We start from the raw sequence: 19,545 nt of genomic DNA on the forward strand, positions 1-19,545 counted from the left end.
ACCCACACGAACCCGAGCACTCGTCACTCGCGGGAATCATCAGGGGTCCTTTCGTCGAGCAGGGTCAGCAGGGCGGACGCCGCCGGGGCCGGACGGTCGTCGGCGGTCCATGCGGGTACGAACCGCACCCGGCCGCGGTCGGCCGTGACCAGGCCGATCTCGCGGAGTGTGCGGCGGCCGTCGGGGTGGCGGTGAACGTGCAGGATCACCTGGATCGCCGCCGCCAGCTGGCTGTGCAGGGCGGCCGCGGGCAGGCCGCCGAGGGCGGCCAGCGCCTCCAGGCGGGCTGGGACCTCGCCGGGCGAGTTCGCGTGCACCGTGCCCGCCCCGCCGTCGTGCCCGGTGTTCAGGGCCGTCAGGAGGTCCACCACCTCCGCGCCGCGGACCTCCCCGACGACTATGCGGTCGGGTCGCATGCGGAGCGCCTGGCGGACCAGGTCGCGCATCGTGACCTGGCCCGCACCTTCGACATTGGCGGGCCGGGCCACCAGCCGGACCACGTGCGGATGCGGCGGCGCGAGCTCGGCCGCGTCCTCGACGCAGACGATGCGCTCGGCCGGATCGACCATGGCCAGCAGGCTCGACAGCAGGGTTGTCTTGCCCGACCCGGTACCGCCCACCACCAGGAAGGCGAGCCGGGCGCGAATGATGCGCTCCAGCAGCGACTTCGCGTCGGAGTTCACCGCCCCGGCCGCCGCGAGGGCATCCAAGCCCAGGGTGGCGGGCCGCAGGACGCGCAGGGACAGGCAAGTGCCGCCGTGCGCGATCGGCGAGAGCACCGCGTGCAGTCGGACGCCGAACGAATGCCCCTGTGCCGCACCGATTCCCGGCAGTCGACCGTCCACCCACGGCTGCGCGTCGTCCAGCCTGCGCCCCGCCGCCAGTGCGAGCCGCTGGGCCAGTCGCCGCACCGCCGCCTCGTCCGGGAATCGGATCGAGGTGCGTCGCAACCCCCGCCCGCGATCCACCCACACCGACTCCGGTCCGGTGACCAGCACATCGGCCACCTCGGGATCGTGCAGCAGCGGTTCCAGCACCCCGGCTCCGGTCATCTCGGTCTGCAGCATTCGCAAGGCGCGCAACAGATCCGTGTCGGCCAGCACCCCGCCCGCCTCGGTCCGGATGGCCGCCGCCACCCGCGCCGGATCCGGGTCGGCGGCCCCGTCGGCCAGCCGTTCCCGCACCCGCTCCAGCAGTTCGGCCGTCACCAGCTCACTCATCGCGCACCTCCACATCGAACGCGAGCCACCGGCAGCCCGGCCCGGACCCGATACGGCAGTAGGTCAACCGCCCGGCGGTCGACCGCGCGTGCGCCAGCGGACCGCCGCCCGATGCCTGTGGCATCCCCGCATCCGGCCAGATGCCCACGAGCACCCGCCGCAATCGGCAGCGCCCGCATCCCGGCGTCATCGGCCCACCTGTGCTGACGCCCGCGACCCCGCATGGGTGCCACGCGTCCGGGCGACACTCCACCAGAACGGGCCCGGGTGGCGCGCGACGCGGTCGTGGCCGGGACCACCGGTGAACAAGGCCGTCAGCGCGGATTCAGCGGCGGTGCGGAGCGGACCACGACGACGCACGGTGAGGCCACCCCGCTCCAGGCGCTCGGTCAGCCCCGGCTGGGAGGGAACGGCCGACAGCAGTGGCAGCGCGAGGGTCTCCGCGATATCCGTGGGCGCGAGGCCGCCCGGGGCCGGTCCACGGATGATCAAGCGCACATGCGGGTTTCGGGCCTTCAGGTAGGCCGCTGCGGATTCCGCCGCGGCGATCGAACGGAGTCGCGCCTGCGTCACCAGCACCACCAGATCCGCCAGATCGAGAACTTGGTCCGTGTGCGGACCATGGTCGCTGGACAGGTCGGCGACCACCAGATCACCGGCCGCACGACCACCCTCCAGGACGGCACGCACCGCAGCCGGCGCCAGCGGCGAATTCGCTCCACCGCCATCCACCCACGCGCCGCTCGACGTGTCCGATCCGGAGCCGAGTTCGGTTGCCACTCCGGAGATTCCGGAGTAACCGGCCATCACTCCTCGATCGATTTCACAGCCCTCCGCATCGAGTTCCCCTGCGGGAGCGGCTCTTCCACAGGAGAGGACGGCCAGCCCCGAGGTGACGGGCAACGCCTGGTGCAGCGCCGAGGCGGCGACCCGGCCGTGTTCGATGGTGAGGTCGGGCCACCGCAGGCCCGCGTGCTTCTCCAGACCGAGCAGCAGATCGAGGCCGCCGCCGTAGGGCGCGCAGTCGACGAGCAGGGTGCGGTCGCGGAAACGCCCTGCGGCGGTGAGGGCTACGGCGGCGGCGAGCACCGAGGCGCCCGCACCGGCGCCCGCCCCCGCGACCGCGAGGACCGCGCCGTCGCCGGGACGGCGGCCGTCGTGGGCGGCGAAGGCGGCGATCAAGGCGTCGGCCGCGGCGGGCAGGGGAAGGACTTGTTCGGCGCCCGCCGCGGTGGCGGCTTGCCAGTCGAGCAAACTCGGCTCGCCGTCGGTCACCAGGAGGATCCCCGAGCGGCGGGGGTGCCCGGCGGATACGCAGCTATGCGCGGCGGCGGTATCGAGGACGATGACGGACGCGGCTGTCCAGGGGTGTCGACCCGGGGGCGGCACGCGTTCGTCGAGCGGGCGGTCGGCCGCGGCGGCGATACGGCGGATCTCCTCGCGCAGACGGGGATCGGCGACCAGTGCGAGCGCGGGTGGGGTGGCGACATCGGAGTTCATGCAGGTCAGCGTCGCCCGAATGACGAAGCGACGACAGCGGCCCGACGGCGAGTGTGGATAACACGCGGCCTGTGGACAATTCGGGAAGTGTGGGCGGATCCGAAACCGCCTGAAAATAGAGGACGGCCCCAGCCGGGGGGGGAGGAGGCTGGGGCCGTCGGGTTCAGCCCCGGGGGGTCGGGCTGAACGCGCCTGGACCATGTCCAGGTAACTGCGATACTACACCCAAGCCCCGGCCGTATTGCAAGTCCGCCCGGCGAGTCTTTTTCCCGTCCTGACCGCCCGGCTTCCCGCTGGCTAACCCCGACGAACCCCAGTTCAAACGTGACGTCGACCATGGCCGCCGACCGCGTCGCATGAAGGACCCCGGCGCATCGAGGACCCGCGCGGGACGACCCACGACGCCCGCCGCGCGACCCGGAACCATATCCTGGACCCGTGACAGCCGAACGCGGACGAGTCGCCGCCTTCTTCGATCTCGACAAGACGGTGATCGCCCGGTCGAGCGCCTTCGTCTTCAGCAAGCCGTTCCTGGACCAGGGCCTGCTCAGCCGGCGCGCGGTGCTGGAGAGCAGCTACGCGCACTTCCTGTTCCTGCTGTCCGGCGCCGATCACGACCAGATGGAGCGCATGCGCGAGCACCTCACCAAGATGTGCGCGGGCTGGGATGTCGACCAGGTGCGCTCGATCGTCGCCGAGACCCTGCACGACATCGTGGACCCGCTGATCTACGCCGAGGCCGCGGATCTCATTGCGGACCATCGGATTCGGGGACACGACGTGGTGATCGTCTCCGCCTCCGGCGAGGAGGTGGTGGCCCCGATCGCGGCCGCCCTGGGCGCGGACCACTTCGCCGCCACCCGGATGGTGATCGAGAGCGGCCGGTACGCGGGCGAAGTGGAGTTCTACTGCTACGGCCCCGGCAAGGTCGAGGCGATCGAAAAGCTTGCCGCGCAATACGATTACGATCTGGACCGCTGTTACGCCTACTCCGACTCGGTGACCGATCTGCCGATGCTGGAGGTGGTCGGTCATCCGACCGCGGTGAACCCGGACCGGGGTCTGCGGCGCGAGGCCGCCGCCCGCGGCTGGCCGGTGCTGGCCTTCTCGAACCCGGTGTCGCTGTGGGCCCGGATCCCGGCGCCGACGACCACCACGGTGGCCGCGACGGTCGCGGTCGGCTTGAGCGCGGTGGCGGCCGGGGCGCTGAGTTACCGGCTGCTGCGCCGTCGTCGCTGACCCGGTCATTCGTCCGAAATACCGGGCGTGAAACGAGACGGACACGCCGGGATTGGAAAGTTTCCGCAGGTCTTGATGTGACGGCGGTCACGGGGTAACAATGGAGGCACGGAAGGACGGAAGGCCAAGATCGGATCGGAAGAGAAGATTCGACCTCCCATCCCACCCTTCCCAGCACGGACACCAGGCACCCACGCGGAGCACGCCGCGACAAGGGCACGGATAGTTGTGGGCCTGCGTTATCCAGGATTTCGACGGCGAGGGCCTCGCATCCAATGCGGGGATGAACCACCGGATCCCGGAGAGCTCGCCGAGGCCGAAGAGAACACAACCCGAAAAGCACGCTTGGTAACCAGGTAGTCCGTGCTAGCGGGCGGTGAGGTCGCAATCGCGACAACGCCGCCCGCTCTTAATGCGTGTGAGACCTCGAATCACGGTGGGGCACACGCATTTTCGATGCCAGGGGTGTTTACCCCGAGGCCGCGTCCGCGATCGAGCGGGCTTCGCGCGCGCCGTCCTCGAGCGCGCCGCAGGTGAAGATCACCCAGCCGCCGACCCCGTCGGCGGTGCCCATGCCGAAGGAGGCCGCCGCGTCCAGGTACGCCTGACGGCGGCGGAGCCAGAAAACCTCGGGGACGCCGAGGCTGTGGGGGTCAAGACCACTGGACACCGCGACGAGCCGGGAGGCGGCCCGGGCGACGATCCCGTCGGCGGTGCCGAAGGGGCGCAGCGAGAGCAGCTCCCCGTGGACGACGGCCGCGATGACCGGCGCGGGCGCTTTGGTCGTGGTGACGGTCTGGGCCAGCAGGTCCAGGCGTTCGGCGACTCCGGGCACATTGCGCGGGCGGCCCAGCTGCTGCTGGTCCTCGACCATGTCGGCCGCGGCGAGCAGGTGCAGGCGGGCCAGAGCCTGGAGGGGCGCGCGCTGCCAGACGCCGACCAGGTTGGTGAGGGCCTCCGCGTCCAGGGCCTGCCCTACCCGCAGCGAACCGGCGAGGATCGGGTCCTCGACATTGCCGTCGGCGGGCAGATCGATGGTGCCGCCCTCGATGGCGGCCGAGGAGCGGGCCGCGCGGACGGCGGCCTCGGCGGCGGTGGTGGGCCAGCCGCGGCGGTTCGCCCGGTGGCGGTGCACCTCGGCGAGAGCGTCACGGGCCTTGTCGGCGGCGTCGCGCACGCCGGGCAGGTCGACGAGGGGCTGCAGCGGGTCGGTCACGAGATACGAGGCTACTGGCTGGTCACCAGCGCCCCGGCCACCACCTCGTACCCCGGGCCCGTCAGCTCACATGCAGATCACGGCCGGGGATGGCTTCGAGCAGGCGCTGGGTATACGGCGACCGCGGGTTCGCGAACAGGTCAATGGTGGGCGCCGATTCGGCCACCTTCCCGTCCTGCATGACCAGGACCGAATCGGCGATCTGCCGCACCACCGCGAGGTCGTGGGTGATGAACAGGTAGGAGAGCCCGAATTCGGCCTGCAGGGTGTTGAGCAGCTCGAGGATCTGGTCCTGCACCAGGACGTCGAGCGCGGACACGGCCTCGTCGCACACGATCAGCTCGGGTTCCAGCGCCAGCGCGCGGGCGATGGCGACGCGTTGCCTTTGGCCGCCGGACAATTCGCGCGGATAGCGGGCGGCGACGGCGGACGGCAGGGCCACCAGGTCCAGGAGTTCCCGGACGCGGGCGTCGCGTGACTCCCGGGTGCCGATGCGGTGGGTGCGCAGCGGTTCGGCGATGGCTCGATGGATCGAGTAGGTGGGATCCAGTGACCCGTAAGGGTTCTGGAAGATCGGCTGGATCCGCCGCCGGAAGGCGAGCGGCGTCCGGCGGGCGAGTTCGGCGACGTCCTTGCCGTCGAAGTGCACCGAACCCGCTGTGGGCGTGTCCAATCCGAGTACCAGCGACGCCACCGTCGTCTTGCCCGAGCCCGATTCCCCCACCAGCGCGGTGGTGGTGCCCCGCCGCAGCCGGAACGAGACGTCCTCGGCCGCAGTGAATTCCGTGTGCTTCCACGGCACCGATCCACGCACCCGATACCGCTTGGTGAGCCCCTCGGCGACCACGATGTCGTCGGGCACGTCGGCCGCTTCGGCGTCGGCCACGTCGATGGCGAGGTCCCGGTAGGCGGCGCGTTCGGTGGTGGTGGCGCTGCGCCGCGCGGCCAGCGAGGGCGCCGCGGCCACCAGTCGTCGCGTGTATTCGTGGCGCGGATCGCGCAGGATCTCCGCGGCCGGTCCGGATTCCACCACCCGCCCGCGATACATGACCACCAGGTGTTCGGCGCGTTCGGCGGCGAGTCCGAGGTCGTGGGTGATGAGCAGCAGCGCGGTGCCGAGTTCGCGGGTCAGTTCGTCGATGTGGTCGAGGATTTGGCGTTGCACGGTGACGTCGAGCGCGGAGGTCGGTTCGTCGGCGATGAGCAGTGTGGGCCGCGCCGAGAGCCCGATGGCGATGAGCGCGCGCTGCCGCATCCCGCCGGAGTATTCGTGCGGGTACTGGCCGGCCCGCCGTTCGGGTTCCTTGATCCCCGCCTCGGCGAGCAGTTCCACCGCTCGCTGCCGGGCGGCACGTCCGCGCGCGATGCCGTTGGCGGCCAGGGTTTCCGAGATCTGGAATCCGACCTTCCATACCGGGTCGAGGTTGGACATGGGGTCCTGCGGCACGAATCCGATCCCGTTGCCGCGCACCGCGACCAGCTCCGACTCGGATGCTCCCGCGAGATCCCGCCCCTGGAACAGGATGCTGCCGGATTCGACGCGCCCGCCGCCGGGCAGCAGTCCGATGACCGCGTGCGCGGTGGTGGATTTCCCGGACCCGGACTCCCCCACGATGGCCACGGTCTGGCCGGGGTACACGGTGAGGTTCACCCCGCGCACCGCCTCGACCCGGTTGTCGCCGGATCCGAAACACACTCGCAGGTCCCGGATGTCGAGCAGGGGCTCGGTCATCGTCGCTCCTTGGGGTCGAGTGCGTCGCGCAGGGCGTCGCCGAGCATGATGAAGCCGAGCACGGTCAATGCCAGCGCGGTGGCCGGGTAGAACAGGATGAGCGATCCGGCGCGCAGTTGCCGCTGTCCGGCCGCGATGTCGGCGCCCCAGGAGACTTCGGTGGGCGGCAGTCCGACGCCGAGGAACGACAGGGTGGCCTCGGTGACGATGAAGACGCCCAGCCAGATGGTGGTCACGACGATGACCGGTCCGAGCGCGTTGGGGATGATGTGCCGCACCAGGATCCGGAATCGCGACACCCCGAGCGCCTCGGCCGCGAGCACGTAGTCGCTGCCCTTGGCGGCGAGCACGGAGCCGCGGGCGATGCGCGCGACCTGCGGCCAGGTGAAGGCCGCGAGGATGGCGATCACCACCCAGATGGTGCGGTGCCCGGCCAGCTGCATGAGGACGATGGCGGCCAGCATGAGCGGGATGGCGTACACGATCTCGGCGATCCGGGAGATGATCGAATCCAGCGGTCCCCCATAGAATCCCGCGAGCGCGCCGAGGCTGCCGCCGACGAGCAGGAACAGCAGGGTGGCCCCTACGCCGGTGAGCACGGAGGCCCGCGCGCCGTAGATGGTGCGGGCGTAGATGTCGCAGCCTTGCAGGTCGTAGCCGAACCAGTGGTCCCGATTCGGCGGGGCGAGACTGAAATCCACCACGCAGTGCCGCGGATCCTGTCCGGTGAACAGCCCCGGGAAGACGGCGACCAGCAGCACCAGCACGATGATGGCCATCGAGACCAGAAACAGCGGCTTGCGGCGCAGCTGCCGCCAGGCCGAGCCCCAGAATCCGGCGGGCGCGCCGTGCACGTCGACCCGGTCGGTGGCGACCACTTCGACGGCGTCGGGCGGCGCCACCCAGCGTTCCTGACCGGGTCGCGGATCACGCCGGGGCGGTGAGGTTTCGGGCATGTCGGCGCTCCCGTCAGGCATAGCGGATCCGCGGGTCGAGCACGGCGTAGAGCAGGTCCACGATCAGGTTGGAGAGCAGGAAGATGACGATGAGCGCGGTCACGAAGGACACCACGGTCGGCGCCTCACCGCGCACCACGGCCTGGTAGAGGGTGCCGCCGACGCCGGGGATATTGAAGATCCCCTCGGTGACGATGGCCCCGCCCATGAGCGCGCCCAGGTCGGCACCGACGAAGGTGACCACCGGGATCAGCGAGTTGCGCAGGATGTGCACCAAGACCACCCGCCGCCGCGGCAGGCCCTTGGCGGTGGCAGTGCGCACGAAGTCGGCGTCCTTGTTCTCCGCCACCGAGTTCCGGGTCAGCCGCAGCACATAGGCGAAGGACAGCGAGGCGAGGACCAGCGCGGGCAGGACGAGCCGCGGGATGCTCACGTCGGACCCGACGGTGACGGGCGCGAGATGCCAGGTGACGCCGAACAGGAACTGGGCCAGGAATCCGATCACGAAGATGGGCATGGCGATCACGAGCAGGCTGAGCACCAGCATGGTGGAGTCGAACCAGCCGCCCTTGCGCAGTCCGGCGATCACGCCGAACGCAATGCCGAACACGGCCTCGAAGAACACCGCGAGCAGCGCCAGCCGAAAGGTGATCGGGAAGGCGCGGGCGAGCACTTCACGTACGGGCCGTCCCGAGTACGAGGTGCCGAAGTCGAGGGTGACGATGCCCTTCAGGTAGTGCAGGTATTGCCACCAGAACGGTTTGTCCAGACCGTATTGCGCTTTCAGTTGCGCTTCCAGCGCCGGTGTCAGCGTGCGCTGCCCGGCCAGCGCCGTGACCGACCCGCCGGTGACCTTCCAGATCAGGAAGTAGATGAGCAGTGTCGCGCCGAAGAACACCGGGATCATCTGCAGCAGCCGCCGCGCTATGTACCAGGCCATCAGGTCACCTCAGCTCGATGTTCTCGAAGTCGGCCAGGCCGTTCCAGGTCATGACCACATTGCGGACGCGTTTGGAGTAGCCGGCGGAGTTGATGTAGTCGAAGACCGGGATGGTGGGCAGGTCGTGCAGCAGCACGGATTGGGCCTGCCCCACCAGCTTCCACGATTCCTGTTCGGTGGGGGCGGCTTCGGCGGCGGTGAGCAGCCGGTCGAATTCCGGGTTGCTGTAGTCGACGTCGTTGGTCTCCGAGCCGGTCACGAAGCCGGGTTCGAGGAATTGCAGCATGGTCGGGTAGTCGCCCTGCCAGCCGTAGCGGAAGGCCTTGCCGATGGTGCGGTGCACGATCTGGTCGCGCAGTTGCTTGAAGGTCGGGTAGGGCGCGCCGACCGCGTCGATGTGCAGCGTGTTGCGAATGCTGTTGGCCAGGGCGTCGATCCAGGACTGGTGGCCGCCGTCGGCGTTGTAGGCGATCTCGAAGCGCCCGCTCCAGGGCGCGATGGCGTCGGCCTGGCTCCACAGCCGGGCCGCTTCGGCCGGGTTGTAGTCGAGGACGTTCGAGCCGGGCAGGTCCGGGTTGTAGCCGGGCAGCACCGCGGAGGTGAAGTCGCGAGCGGGAATGCGGGTGCCGTGGAAGATCTTCCGCCCGATCTGCGCGCGGTCGATGGCCATCGAGAGCGCCTGTCGGCGCAGCCGTCCCTCCTCGCCGCCGAAATGCGCCATGTTGGGTTGGAATCCGAGCCACTGGTTCTGCGCGGTCGGGGCCTCGATCGCGCGGTCGCCGAGATCGTGTTTGTAGACGGCGATGGCGCTGTCGGGGATGGTGTCGAGCACGTCGAGGTTGTCGGCCAGCAGATCCGAGTAGGCGGCGTCGAAGTTGGAGTAGAACACGAAGGTGAGGCCCTTGTTGCGCGGCGGCCGCCCACCCCGGTAGCTCTCGTTGGGCACCACGGTGAGCTGGACGTCGTGCTGCCAGGCATTGCCGTCGGCGAATCGGTAGGGGCCGTTGCCGATCGGGTGCTCCCCGAAGGCCTTCATGTCCTTGAAAGCGATGGTGGGCAGCGGATAGAACGGCGCGTAGGCCAGCCGGGTCCGGAAGTCGATGGTGGGCGCCACCAGGTCGACGGTGAAGTGCAGGTCGTCGACCACCTTCAGCCCCGACATGGTCTGCGCGCGTGGCGGATCCGCCTGCACGTCCGCGAATCCCGCGATCGGCCCGTAGGTGTAGCTCTGCAGTTGCGCGTTGGTGACCAGCGCCCCGTAGTTCCAGGCGTCCACGAAAGAGTGTGCGGTGACGGGTGTTCCGTCGCCGAAGGTCCACCCGGGCTTCAGTGTGATCCGGTAGTGCTGCTGGTCGGTGGTGTCGATGGATTCGGCCACCTCGTCGTGCAGCGCGCCGCGCTGGTCGATGTAGCGCAGTCCCGCGAACAGCCGGTCGACGATGCGCCCGCCGCCGTTCTCGTTGGTATTGGACGGGATCAGCGGATTCTGCGGTTCGCTGCCGTTGACGGCGATCATGTCGCCGTAGGCCGGAGTGACGGCGCATCCGGTCAGGCTCGCGCCCGCGATCAGCGCGAGTACGGCGGCCAGCACGGCGATCCCTCTGATTCTCAACGCGTTCTCCCGCCTCGAGCCGCTGTCGGTGACAGGGACAGTAGTGACCCTCACCGCCCTTGTCAGGGGATCGCATCACCGTGTGTCCCCGGGGCCGCCCCACCGATCGAGACAGCGAAGCCCGGCCCAGGTCACAGTCGGTTAGGGTCGGACGTGGCCGTCGTCACCCACGCGGCTTGCACGCGAGAGAAGAAGAGACGAGATGACCGAGACATCCGCAGACCACCTGGATGCCTATCCGCCCAGCGCTGAGTTCGCGGCCGCCGCCAATGGCGACGCCTCTCTTTATGCTCGATCCCAGTCCGACCGGGAGGACTTCTGGGCCGAGCAGGCGCAGCGCCTGCACTGGCATCAGCCCTTCACCCAGGTGCTGGACTGGACCGACGCCCCCTTCGCCAAGTGGTTCGCCGACGGCAAGCTGAACGTCGCCTACAACTGTGTGGACCGGCACGTGCTCGACGGGCACGGCGATCAGGTCGCCATCCACTGGGAGGGCGAGCCGGGCGATTCCCGCGACCTCACCTACGCCGACCTGCTGGCCGAGGTGTCGAAGGCCGCCAACTACCTGACCGGCCTGGGCCTGGTCGCCGGCGACCGGGTCGCCATCTACATGCCGATGGTCCCCGAGGCCATCGTGTCGATGCTGGCGTGCGCCCGCCTGGGCCTGACCCATTCGGTGGTGTTCGCGGGCTTCTCGCCCAGCGCCCTGCGCCAGCGCGTCGACGACGCCGCGGCCAAGCTGGTCATCACCACCGACGGCCAGTGGCGGCGCGGCGCCGCGGCCCCGCTCAAGGCGGCCGTGGACGAGGCGCTCGCCGAGGGCGATTCGACCGTCGAGCACGTGCTCGTGGTGCGCCGCACCGGCCTCGACACCGAGATGACCGAGGGCCGCGACCTGTGGTGGGACGAGACGGTCGCGCTGTCCTCCCCCGAACACGAGGCCCAGGCCTTCGACGCCGAGCACCCGCTGTTCATCCTCTACACCTCCGGCACCACCGGGAAGCCCAAGGGCATCCTGCACACCTCCGGCGGCTACCTGACCCAGGCGGCGTACACCCACCACCAGGTGTTCGACCACAAGCCGGGCCAGGACGTGTACTGGTGCACCGCCGACATCGGCTGGGTGACCGGGCACAGCTACATCGTGTACGGCCCGCTGGCCAACCGCGCCACCGAGATCGTCTACGAGGGCACCCCGAACTTCCCGGACGAGCACCGGCACTGGCAGATCATCGAGAAGTACGGCGTCAGCATCTATTACACGGCGCCGACGCTGGTCCGCACCTTCATGAAGTGGGGTCGCGAGATCCCCGACGCCCACGACCTGTCGAGCCTGCGGCTGCTGGGCTCGGTCGGTGAGCCGATCAACCCCGAGGCCTGGCGCTGGTACCGGGACGTGGTGGGCGGCAACAAGACTCCCATCGTGGACACCTGGTGGCAGACCGAGACCGGCGCCATCATGATCTCCCCGCTGCCCGGCGTCACCTCGGCCAAGCCGGGCGCGGCCATGACCCCGCTGCCCGGTATCTCCGCGAAAGTCGTTGACGAGGAGGGCAATCCGGTCCAGCTGGGCGAGACCGAGGCCAACGGGTACCTGGTGCTCGACGAGCCGTGGCCGTCCATGCTGCGCGGCATCTGGGGCGACAACGACCGCTACGTGGACACCTACTGGTCCCGCTACGCCGAGAAGGGCTGGTACTTCGCCGGCGACGGCGCGAAGCTCGACAAGGACGGGGACCTGTGGGTGCTCGGCCGCGTCGACGACGTGATGAACGTGTCGGGCCACCGCATCTCGACCGCCGAGGTGGAGTCCGCGCTGGTCGGACACTCGGGCGTGGCCGAGGCGGCGGTGGTCGGCGCGTCCGACGACACCACCGGCCAGGGCATCGTGGCGTTCGTGATCCTGACCGCCGAGGCCAAGGACACCGGCGCGGATCTGATCACCGAGCTCAAGGCCGAGGTCTCCCGTGAGATCTCCCCCATCGCGCGCCCGCGGGAGATCCACGTGGTGCCGGAGCTGCCCAAGACCCGCTCGGGCAAGATCATGCGCCGCCTGCTGCGCGATGTCGCCGAGGGCCGCGAACTGGGCGACACCTCAACCCTGGTGGACCCCAACGTCTTCGAGGCCATCCGGGCCGGCAAGGCGTAACCGGTAGCACCCCGCGTGAGGCCCTCCGATCGCTGATCGGGGGGCCTCGCAGCTGTGGGATGGTCAAGAAGTTCCGGGCAAACCGTTAGAATTGCGCAAAAGGTGTGCCGGGAAGTCTGGTCGGCATGCGGTTGTGCCGTTGATCCCGTCAGTGGTGTGCACGCCGCTGTTCTGTCGAACGTACGGCTGAAAGGTGCACCCGGTGATCACTCAGGTCCGATCGGAGCTCACGCGCTATCTGAGAACCGAAACCTTCGGTGGCGCACTCCTTCTCATCGCCGCCGCGAGCGCGCTCATCTGGGTCAACTCGCCGTGGGGCGCGAGCTACACCACCATGGTCGACACCAAGCTCGCGATTCCCGCCCTCCACCTGGACCTCACGCTGGCCGACTGGACCAAGGACGGCCTGCTCGCCATCTTCTTCTTCGTCGCCGGCCTGGAGCTCAAACGCGAGCTGGTGGTCGGCGAGCTCGCCGATCGCAAACGCGCCACCCTGCCCATCGTGGCCGCGATCGGCGGCGTGATCATGCCCGCGGTCATCGCCATGGTGGTCGGGCACGGCGTGGAGGGCATGGATCGCGGCTGGGCCATCCCGGTCGCCACCGACATCGCCTTCGCGCTGGCGGTGCTGGCCATGACCGGGTCGCGGATCCCGGCCGGCGCCCGGGTGTTCCTGCTCAGCCTCGCCGTGGTGGACGACCTGATCGCCATCATCCTGATCGCGGTGCTGTTCACCACCACCCTGAAGATGCTGTGGCTGCTGATCGCCTTCCTGTGCTTCGCGGGCTGGGCGCTGGGCCAGCGGTTCCGGATCGGCACCCCGTTCCTCTATGTGCCGCTGGGCCTGCTCTCCTGGTACGCCCTGCACGAGGCCGGGATTCACGCCACCCTGGCGGGCGTCGCGTGCGGCCTGCTCACCCGGGTGCGCCCGGATCCCGGCGAGGACGAGCACTGTGTGCCCGCCGCCCGGCTCGAGCACTTCTTCCAGCCCATCTCCGCGGCGCTGTGCGTGCCGCTGTTCGCGCTGTTCGCCTCCGGCGTCCCGCTGGATTCGGCCGTGCTGTCGCAGCTGTTCACCAACCGGATGTCGCTGGCCATCATCCTGGGTCTACTGGTCGGCAAGACAGTCGGTATCTTCGGATTCAGTTGGCTCGCCGTGCGGTTGAGGATCGCCGAACGACCGGGAGATCTCGGGTATCGGGATATGTTCGCCCTGTCGGTACTGGGCGCGATCGGCTTCACCGTTAGCCTCTTGGTGGCAGAACTGGCCTTGGAAGACGTCGGCGACGGGTCGGCGGCAGAACTCGCGAAAGCGGCTGTGTTGCTCACGTCTTTGGCGGCTTCCCTGGCCGGTTCGGCGCTACTGTTGCGTCGTGGCCGTGCTCACCAGGCACGACGTGACGAGCGCGCACTGCAAAGTCAAGAGTGACACCGGAACGTACTACCGGGACATGGAGAAGGGTCGAGCAATTGAGCTTCACACAGGGCGGTAACGGCTACGACGGGAACCGCACCCGCACCGTCACCTCGATTCCGTTGTCCGATATCGACGCCCATCAGTCGGCCACCATCGGCAGTCTGGTCCGCGACGCTACCGAGCAGATGTCGACCCTGGTGCGCGCCGAGGTGGAGCTCGCCAAGACCGAGGTCACCGGCGAGATCAAGAAGGGCCTGCAGGGCAGCGTCTTCTTCATCCTGGCGCTGACCATCCTGCTCTTCAGCTCCTTCTTCTTTTTCTTCTTCCTCGCCGAACTGCTCGACGTGTGGCTGTACCGCTGGGCCGCGTTCCTGGTGGTGTTCCTGCTGATGATCGCGGCGGTCGCGGCCTTCGCGCTGCTCGGCTACCTCAAGGTGCGCAAACTGCGCGCGCCGGAGAAGACCATCGGCTCGCTGAAGGAGACCCAGACACTGCTGTCGAGCAGCTTCAGCCACTCCGACGAGCACGCGGTGGACGCCACGGCAGTCGGCAAGCCCCGGACCTAGACCTTCGATTACGCTCCTTCGGCGTGTCGTCGAAATCGCAGCCGGATCCGTCCGCAGTCCGCTATGACGGGCCGTGGACCCATCGCGACGTGCGCGCCAACGGCATTCGCTTCCACGTCGTCGAGGCCGCGCCCGAACCCGCCCAGCCCGGAACCAGCACGCCGCTGGTGCTGTTGCTGCACGGTTTCGGCGATTTCTGGTGGTCGTGGCGGCATCAGCTGACCGGGCTGGCCGCGCGCGGCTACCGCGCCGTCGCGGTGGACCTGCGCGGCTACGGCGACACCGACAAGCCGCCGCGCGGCTACGACGGCTGGACCCTCGCCGGTGACGTGGCCGGACTGGTCCGGGCCCTCGGGCACACCGAGGCCACCCTGGTCGGGCACGCCGAGGGCGGGCTGGTGTGCTGGGCCACCGCGGTCCTGCACCCCCGGGTGGTGCGGTCCATCGCCCTGATCAGCTCCCCGCACCCGGTGGCGCTGAAAAGAGCCGTGCTGCGCGACGACGCGCAACGCTCGGCCTGGCTGCCCGGCTTCCTGCGCTACCAGCTGCCGCGCCTGCCCGAGCATCGGCTCACCCGCGACGACGGCATCGAGATCGAACTCCAGCTGCGCGACCGGGTCAGCGAACGGTTCTCGGCCACCGAGGAATTCGCCGACACCGCCCGCCGCATGCGCACCGCCATCCGGATCCCCGGTGCCGCGCACTGTGCGCTGGAATACCAGCGCTGGGCCTTCCGCAGCCAATGGCGGCCCGACGGACGGCGATTCATGTCCGCCATGAGCGAGCCCGTGCGGGTGCCGACCCTGGCGATGTACGGCGACCGCGACCCCTATATCCTGCCCGGCACCATCCACCGGGGACGGCAGCTGTCGCCGGAGCGGCGGCTGGTCGAGATTCCCGGCGCGGGTCACTATGCGCACCAGGAGAATCCGGAACCGGTGACCGCGGAGATCGCGAAACTGCTGGCCTGACCGGCCCACCACCGACAACGGCCCCCGGCGAATCAGTTCGCCGGGGGCCGCTTTCGGTCTCGATCAGCTCAGCACGCAGCTGCCGGTGCCGACGGCCGTCGACTGGTTCGACGCCGCATCCAGTTCCGGCTTCACCTCGTCGAGGGTCAGCACGTACCCGGTGTCGTCGTCGGTGACGGCCGCGCCGAACACCACGCCCAGGATCCGGCCGTCGGTGTCCACCAGCGGACCGCCCGAGTTACCGGCCCGGACCTGACCGCGGATGGTGTACACCTCACGCTTGACGTCGGCGTCGCGGTAGATGTTGGGGCCCTTGAGGTTCAGCGTCTCGCGCACCCGGGCCGCGCTGGCCGTGTAGCGCCCGCCGCCGGGGTAACCGAGCACGATGGAGCTCTCGCCCGTGCCGGCGTCCTTCGGGGCCAGCGCCAGCGGCTGGGCGTTGAGGCCCGGCACCGCGAGGATCGCGACGTCCTTCTGCGAATCGAAGAGCACCACGGTCGCCGGCAGCGCGCCGCGCGCGGTGTCCACGCTGACGCTGTTGGTGCCCGCCACCACGTGCGCGTTGGTCATGACCCGCTCCGGGGCCACCACGAAGCCCGAACCCTCCAGCTGCCGTTGGCAACTGGGCGCGATGCCGCGGATGCGCAGCACGCTGCCCTGCAACTGCTGGGCGATGGGCAGCTGCAGCACGCTGGCGTCGGGCGGCTCCACCGCGGTGATCGGGACATGCCCGAACGGGCCGATGACGTCCGGCAGCCCGGAGGTGTTGAGCAGGTTGGAGAAGTCGGTCGGCACCCGCCGCAGCCAGTCCGGCGCGACATGGTCGACATTGCGCAGCACCTGGGAGTTGGTGACCGCGGCCGCGATGCCCGGCTGCGAGGAGTTGGTCAGCGGCAGCGCCAGCAGCCACGCGGTGGCCAGCACCGCCACCGCCTGCAGGCCCGCGCCCACCACGCTGTCCACGCTGCGGGTGAACGGATCCCGCATGCCGCCGCGCGCGGCCCGCCCGAGCACCATGCCCGCGACCTCGCCGATGATCACCAGCGCCACGATGAGCAGCACGCCCACCAGCACCCGCGTCCGGCCCTCGCTGAGGTGCTTCAGAATGTGCGGCGCGATCAGGATCCCGGCCACCGCGCCCAGGATGACGCCCAGGAAGGCGAGCGCCGAGGCGACCGCGCCCTGCCGCCACCCGGAGGTGGCCGCGAGCAACGCCAGAATGATGATGCCGAGGTCGAGCCAGCCAGAGGCGCTCATAATGTCATCCCTACCGCGGCCAGCGAGGCCTGCAGATCACGTACATCGTGATGGTCCCATTCGTGTTCCCACCCGGATACCGCCAGCAGTCCGGCGAGCACGCCGGCGGTGAACCCCCACACCAGCATTCCGTCCACGGTGAACGCCGGGCCCATATAACCCAGCGGATGCCGCACCACGAAACGATTGGCCGGATCGATGAGCTCCGTCACCGGCACCCGCGCCACCCGGGCCGCCTCGGTCTCGCTCACCACGCCTACCGCGCCGGGCGTGCGCCAATAGGCGACCACCGGCGTCACATCGAACCGCGACGGCGGCACGAAGATCTTGGGCAGCACCGCGAGCGGCTCCACGCTCGCCGGATCGAGGCCGGTCTCCTCGTTGGCCTCGCGCAGGGCGGTGCTGATCGGGCCGTCGTCCTGCGGCTCCACCCCGCCGCCGGGGAACGCCACCTGGCCGCTGTGCTGACGCAGGGTGGCGGCACGCTGGGTGAGCAGCACGTCGGCGTCGGCCGGAAGTCCGCCCGGCGTAGCGGGATCCGCCTCCGGGGATCCGCCGAACAGCACCAGCACGGCCGCGTCCCGGGGCCGGGTCGCGGCGGCGGCGAAGCGCCGCATGGCGCTGCGGCGCAGGACCGGGTTCACGCCGGTGGGGTCGGCCGGATCATGCTCGGCCACCCCGCGTAGCCAGGCCGGAATCCCATTGCTGGACGCCTCGAGTCTCATCACCACACCCTCACCGAAAACCGCGGACCGGCCGCGCTCACGCCCGGACTCCCAATTCGGCCGCGACGGTATCGGATATGTCCTCGACGCTGCGGAACGGGCGCACCACGACTTTGGCAACGGTGCCGTCCGCGCGCAACAGCACCGAGATCGGCAGCACGGCGGGCGCTCCGACGGCGGCGCGGACCTTGGAGTTCGGATCCACGACACCCGGCAGGTGGATGCCCAGCCCGCTCAGCCGCGACAGCGCCTTGCCGGTGCCGGGATCGCTGTGCACGGTCAGCACGGTGAGCGCGTTCCCCGCCTGCTGCGAGAACTGTTGCAGCAGGGGCAGTTCCTCCGCGCACGGGCCGCACCAGTAGGCCCACAGGTTGATCAGGGCGGGCTTGCCCGCCAGCGCCGCGACCAGGTCCACGGGCTTGCCGTCGGCCAGGCAGTCCAGGGTGATGCCGCGCAGCGGGGTGTCGCCGACGGGCGCGCCGGTGGGCAGCGGGCAGGACGCCAGCGCGGCCGCGGCCCGATCTGCCTCGGCGACCGCCGGTTCGGCGGGGACGGTGGTCGACCCGGTGGCGGTGCTCTTGTCATCGGTGCGGGTGAGCTGCGGCCACAGCGCGACGACGGCCGCCACGGCGACGATCACCGCCACCAGGACCCAGCGCCACCAGGTGTTGCCCCGCGTCGCCTCGGCGCTCACAGGCCGACCAGTTCGAGAAGGTGCTCGGTCTCCGGGCCCTTCACGAGTTTGGCGGCCTCGGCCGGATCGGTCGGCCCGGTCCCGAAGGACGGGCAGTCGTTGGCCAGCAGGCAGGCGCCGCACGCGGGCTTGCGGGCATGGCAGACGCGGCGGCCGTGGAAGATCACCCGGTGCGAGAGCATGGTCCAGTCCCGGCGCTCGATCAGCGCGCCGACGGCGTGCTCGACCTTGACCGGATCCTCCTCGGCGGTCCAGCCCCAGCGCCGCACCAGCCGCCCGAAGTGGGTGTCGACGGTGATGCCGGGGACCCCGAAGGCATTGCCGAGAACGACATTCGCGGTCTTGCGCCCGATCCCGGGCAGGGTGACGAGCTCGTCCAGGGTGCCGGGCAGTTCTCCGTCGAATCGCTCGACCAGTTCCTGGCCGAGCCCGATCAGCGAATTGGTCTTGTTCCGATAGAAGCCGGTCGGCCGGATGTACTCCTCCAGCTCGGCGCGATTGGCCTCGGCGTAATCGCGTGCGCTGCGGTACTTCACGAACAATGCCGGTGTGGTCTGGTTCACCCGCACATCGGTGCACTGCGCGGAAAGAATTGTGGCGACCGCCAATTCGAGCGGCGTAGTGAAATCAAGCTCACAGTGCGCGTCCGGGAACTCCCGTGTCATTTCCCGATACATCCGCCGCGCGCGCCTGACCAGGCCGGTCCGAGTCTCTTTGTCGCGCTTGCGCGCTTTGGCCGGGCGCGTGAACGATGGCGCATCCGCGACAACGACCGCGGCCTCGGCAGGAACCGTGGCAGCGTCCGATTTCGCTGTCGCGAGGCCCGAATTATCCGGGTCTGCCCCGCTCAGGGCCGCGTTGGATTCAGTGACACGCACGCGTCCACCTTACGGAACCCGCACTCCGTCACAACCGGCCAGCGGGCCTCCCGTGTTCCATCTGAGACCTTCGGCGTGTTTACTGCTGCCTATGCAAGGACTCGCTGTGGTGCTGTTTCCGATAGCGCTGATGCTGTTCGCGTTGGTGATGGAACGGGTCGAGAATCGACTGCGCAAGTTGCTCGAACCCGACCCGGAGGTCCAGCAGTACCTCGATCGAGCCACGAATGCCGAGGTCAGCGATCTGACCAAGCTGGGATTGCCGGCCGCCGCCGCGCGGCCCCGGCGGGCCCGGCCCGCGGCCAAGGGAATGGACGTCGCGCAGGCCAGCTGACCCGGGCGGGTCGGCGGTCGGGTGGTCCGGTGGCTTCGAGCCCCGGACCACTTTTTACGATCTTCATGACGCCGGTCTCACGGCGTGTCGTAGATTCGTATGAAGCGTGTCGCACGTTGCGTTGTGTGTCGCGTACTGG

At 69.6% G+C, this 19,545-nt stretch carries 17 protein-coding genes; 6 read left to right on the forward strand and 11 right to left on the reverse strand.

The genetic code is table 11. The annotated features are described in order from the left end of the window. Window positions 1–23: 23 nt before the first annotated feature. Both ACWEOI_RS03580 and ssd read right to left on the reverse strand, forming a co-directional pair. The gene (locus ACWEOI_RS03580; protein ID WP_452358844.1) at window positions 24–1,220 is read right to left on the reverse strand and encodes a TadA family conjugal transfer-associated ATPase; all 1,197 of its coding nucleotides are present in this window, start codon (window positions 1,218–1,220) and stop codon (window positions 24–26) included. A gap of 186 nt (window positions 1,221–1,406) precedes the next feature. Then, window positions 1,407–2,720 (reverse strand): septum site-determining protein Ssd, encoded by a 1,314-nt coding sequence (ssd, locus tag ACWEOI_RS03585; protein WP_452358845.1) that lies wholly within the window; start codon window positions 2,718–2,720, stop codon window positions 1,407–1,409. A gap of 438 nt (window positions 2,721–3,158) precedes the next feature. On the opposite strand from ssd, the gene ACWEOI_RS03590 reads away from it, so the two are divergent. After that, window positions 3,159–3,959, forward strand: coding sequence for an HAD-IB family hydrolase (locus ACWEOI_RS03590; protein ID WP_433670046.1), 801 nt, complete (start codon window positions 3,159–3,161; stop codon window positions 3,957–3,959). A 469-nt stretch (window positions 3,960–4,428) separates the two neighbouring features. On the opposite strand, the gene ACWEOI_RS03595 is transcribed toward ACWEOI_RS03590, so the two are convergent. From ACWEOI_RS03595 to ACWEOI_RS03615, 5 genes are all read right to left on the reverse strand, one after another. Continuing rightward, window positions 4,429–5,175, reverse strand: a complete 747-nt coding sequence (locus tag ACWEOI_RS03595; RefSeq protein ID WP_357087649.1) for a Fic family protein — start codon at window positions 5,173–5,175, stop codon at window positions 4,429–4,431. Window positions 5,176–5,236: 61 nt separating this feature from the next. Next, on the reverse strand, window positions 5,237–6,907 hold the full coding sequence (locus ACWEOI_RS03600; RefSeq protein ID WP_452358846.1) for a dipeptide ABC transporter ATP-binding protein: 1,671 nt from the start codon (window positions 6,905–6,907) through the stop codon (window positions 5,237–5,239). After that, window positions 6,904–7,863 carry an ABC transporter permease subunit gene (locus ACWEOI_RS03605; protein WP_433670042.1) on the reverse strand — a complete coding sequence of 320 codons (960 nt, stop codon included), beginning with the start codon at window positions 7,861–7,863 and terminating at the stop codon, window positions 6,904–6,906. The genes ACWEOI_RS03600 and ACWEOI_RS03605 overlap by 4 nt, the downstream gene beginning before the upstream one ends. A gap of 13 nt (window positions 7,864–7,876) precedes the next feature. Continuing rightward, on the reverse strand, window positions 7,877–8,803 hold the full coding sequence (locus ACWEOI_RS03610; RefSeq protein ID WP_452358847.1) for an ABC transporter permease: 927 nt from the start codon (window positions 8,801–8,803) through the stop codon (window positions 7,877–7,879). A 4-nt stretch (window positions 8,804–8,807) separates the two neighbouring features. Further along, window positions 8,808–10,319 (reverse strand): peptide ABC transporter substrate-binding protein, encoded by a 1,512-nt coding sequence (locus tag ACWEOI_RS03615; protein ID WP_452359189.1) that lies wholly within the window; start codon window positions 10,317–10,319, stop codon window positions 8,808–8,810. A 298-nt stretch (window positions 10,320–10,617) separates the two neighbouring features. On the opposite strand from ACWEOI_RS03615, the gene acs reads away from it, so the two are divergent. From acs to ACWEOI_RS03635, 4 genes are all read left to right on the forward strand, one after another. Beyond that, window positions 10,618–12,564: an acetate--CoA ligase gene (gene acs, locus ACWEOI_RS03620; protein WP_452358848.1), complete on the forward strand. Its 1,947-nt coding sequence runs from the start codon at window positions 10,618–10,620 to the stop codon at window positions 12,562–12,564. Between the two features lie 205 nt (window positions 12,565–12,769). Beyond that, complete coding sequence (gene nhaA / locus ACWEOI_RS03625) at window positions 12,770–13,993, forward strand: Na+/H+ antiporter NhaA (protein ID WP_433673211.1); 1,224 nt, start codon at window positions 12,770–12,772, stop codon at window positions 13,991–13,993. A gap of 41 nt (window positions 13,994–14,034) precedes the next feature. Beyond that, window positions 14,035–14,547, forward strand: a complete 513-nt coding sequence (locus ACWEOI_RS03630; protein ID WP_433670039.1) for a phage holin family protein — start codon at window positions 14,035–14,037, stop codon at window positions 14,545–14,547. 23 nt (window positions 14,548–14,570) lie between these two features. Further along, window positions 14,571–15,518: an alpha/beta fold hydrolase gene (locus ACWEOI_RS03635; protein ID WP_452358849.1), complete on the forward strand. Its 948-nt coding sequence runs from the start codon at window positions 14,571–14,573 to the stop codon at window positions 15,516–15,518. A 63-nt stretch (window positions 15,519–15,581) separates the two neighbouring features. On the opposite strand, the gene ACWEOI_RS03640 is transcribed toward ACWEOI_RS03635, so the two are convergent. The 4 genes from ACWEOI_RS03640 to nth are packed head-to-tail and all read right to left on the reverse strand — an operon-like array spanning window position 15,582 to window position 18,871. Then, a complete protein-coding gene (locus ACWEOI_RS03640; RefSeq protein ID WP_433670036.1) occupies window positions 15,582–16,775 on the reverse strand; it encodes a MarP family serine protease in 1,194 nt (397 codons plus the stop codon). Continuing rightward, on the reverse strand, window positions 16,772–17,500 hold the full coding sequence (locus tag ACWEOI_RS03645; RefSeq protein WP_433670034.1) for an NUDIX domain-containing protein: 729 nt from the start codon (window positions 17,498–17,500) through the stop codon (window positions 16,772–16,774). Before ACWEOI_RS03645 ends, ACWEOI_RS03640 begins: the two co-directional genes overlap by 4 nt. 37 nt (window positions 17,501–17,537) lie before the next feature. Next, window positions 17,538–18,194: a TlpA family protein disulfide reductase gene (locus ACWEOI_RS03650; RefSeq protein ID WP_452358850.1), complete on the reverse strand. Its 657-nt coding sequence runs from the start codon at window positions 18,192–18,194 to the stop codon at window positions 17,538–17,540. Beyond that, on the reverse strand, window positions 18,191–18,871 hold the full coding sequence (gene nth, locus ACWEOI_RS03655; RefSeq protein WP_433670032.1) for an endonuclease III: 681 nt from the start codon (window positions 18,869–18,871) through the stop codon (window positions 18,191–18,193). The genes ACWEOI_RS03650 and nth overlap by 4 nt, the downstream gene beginning before the upstream one ends. Window positions 18,872–19,163: 292 nt before the next feature. Here nth and ACWEOI_RS03660 point away from each other — a divergent pair, with 292 nt between their 5' ends. Then, window positions 19,164–19,406 (forward strand): hypothetical protein, encoded by a 243-nt coding sequence (locus tag ACWEOI_RS03660; RefSeq protein ID WP_033089361.1) that lies wholly within the window; start codon window positions 19,164–19,166, stop codon window positions 19,404–19,406. Window positions 19,407–19,545 lie beyond the last annotated feature (139 nt).

It is taken from the genome of Nocardia sp. NPDC004340, from assembly GCF_053602575.1.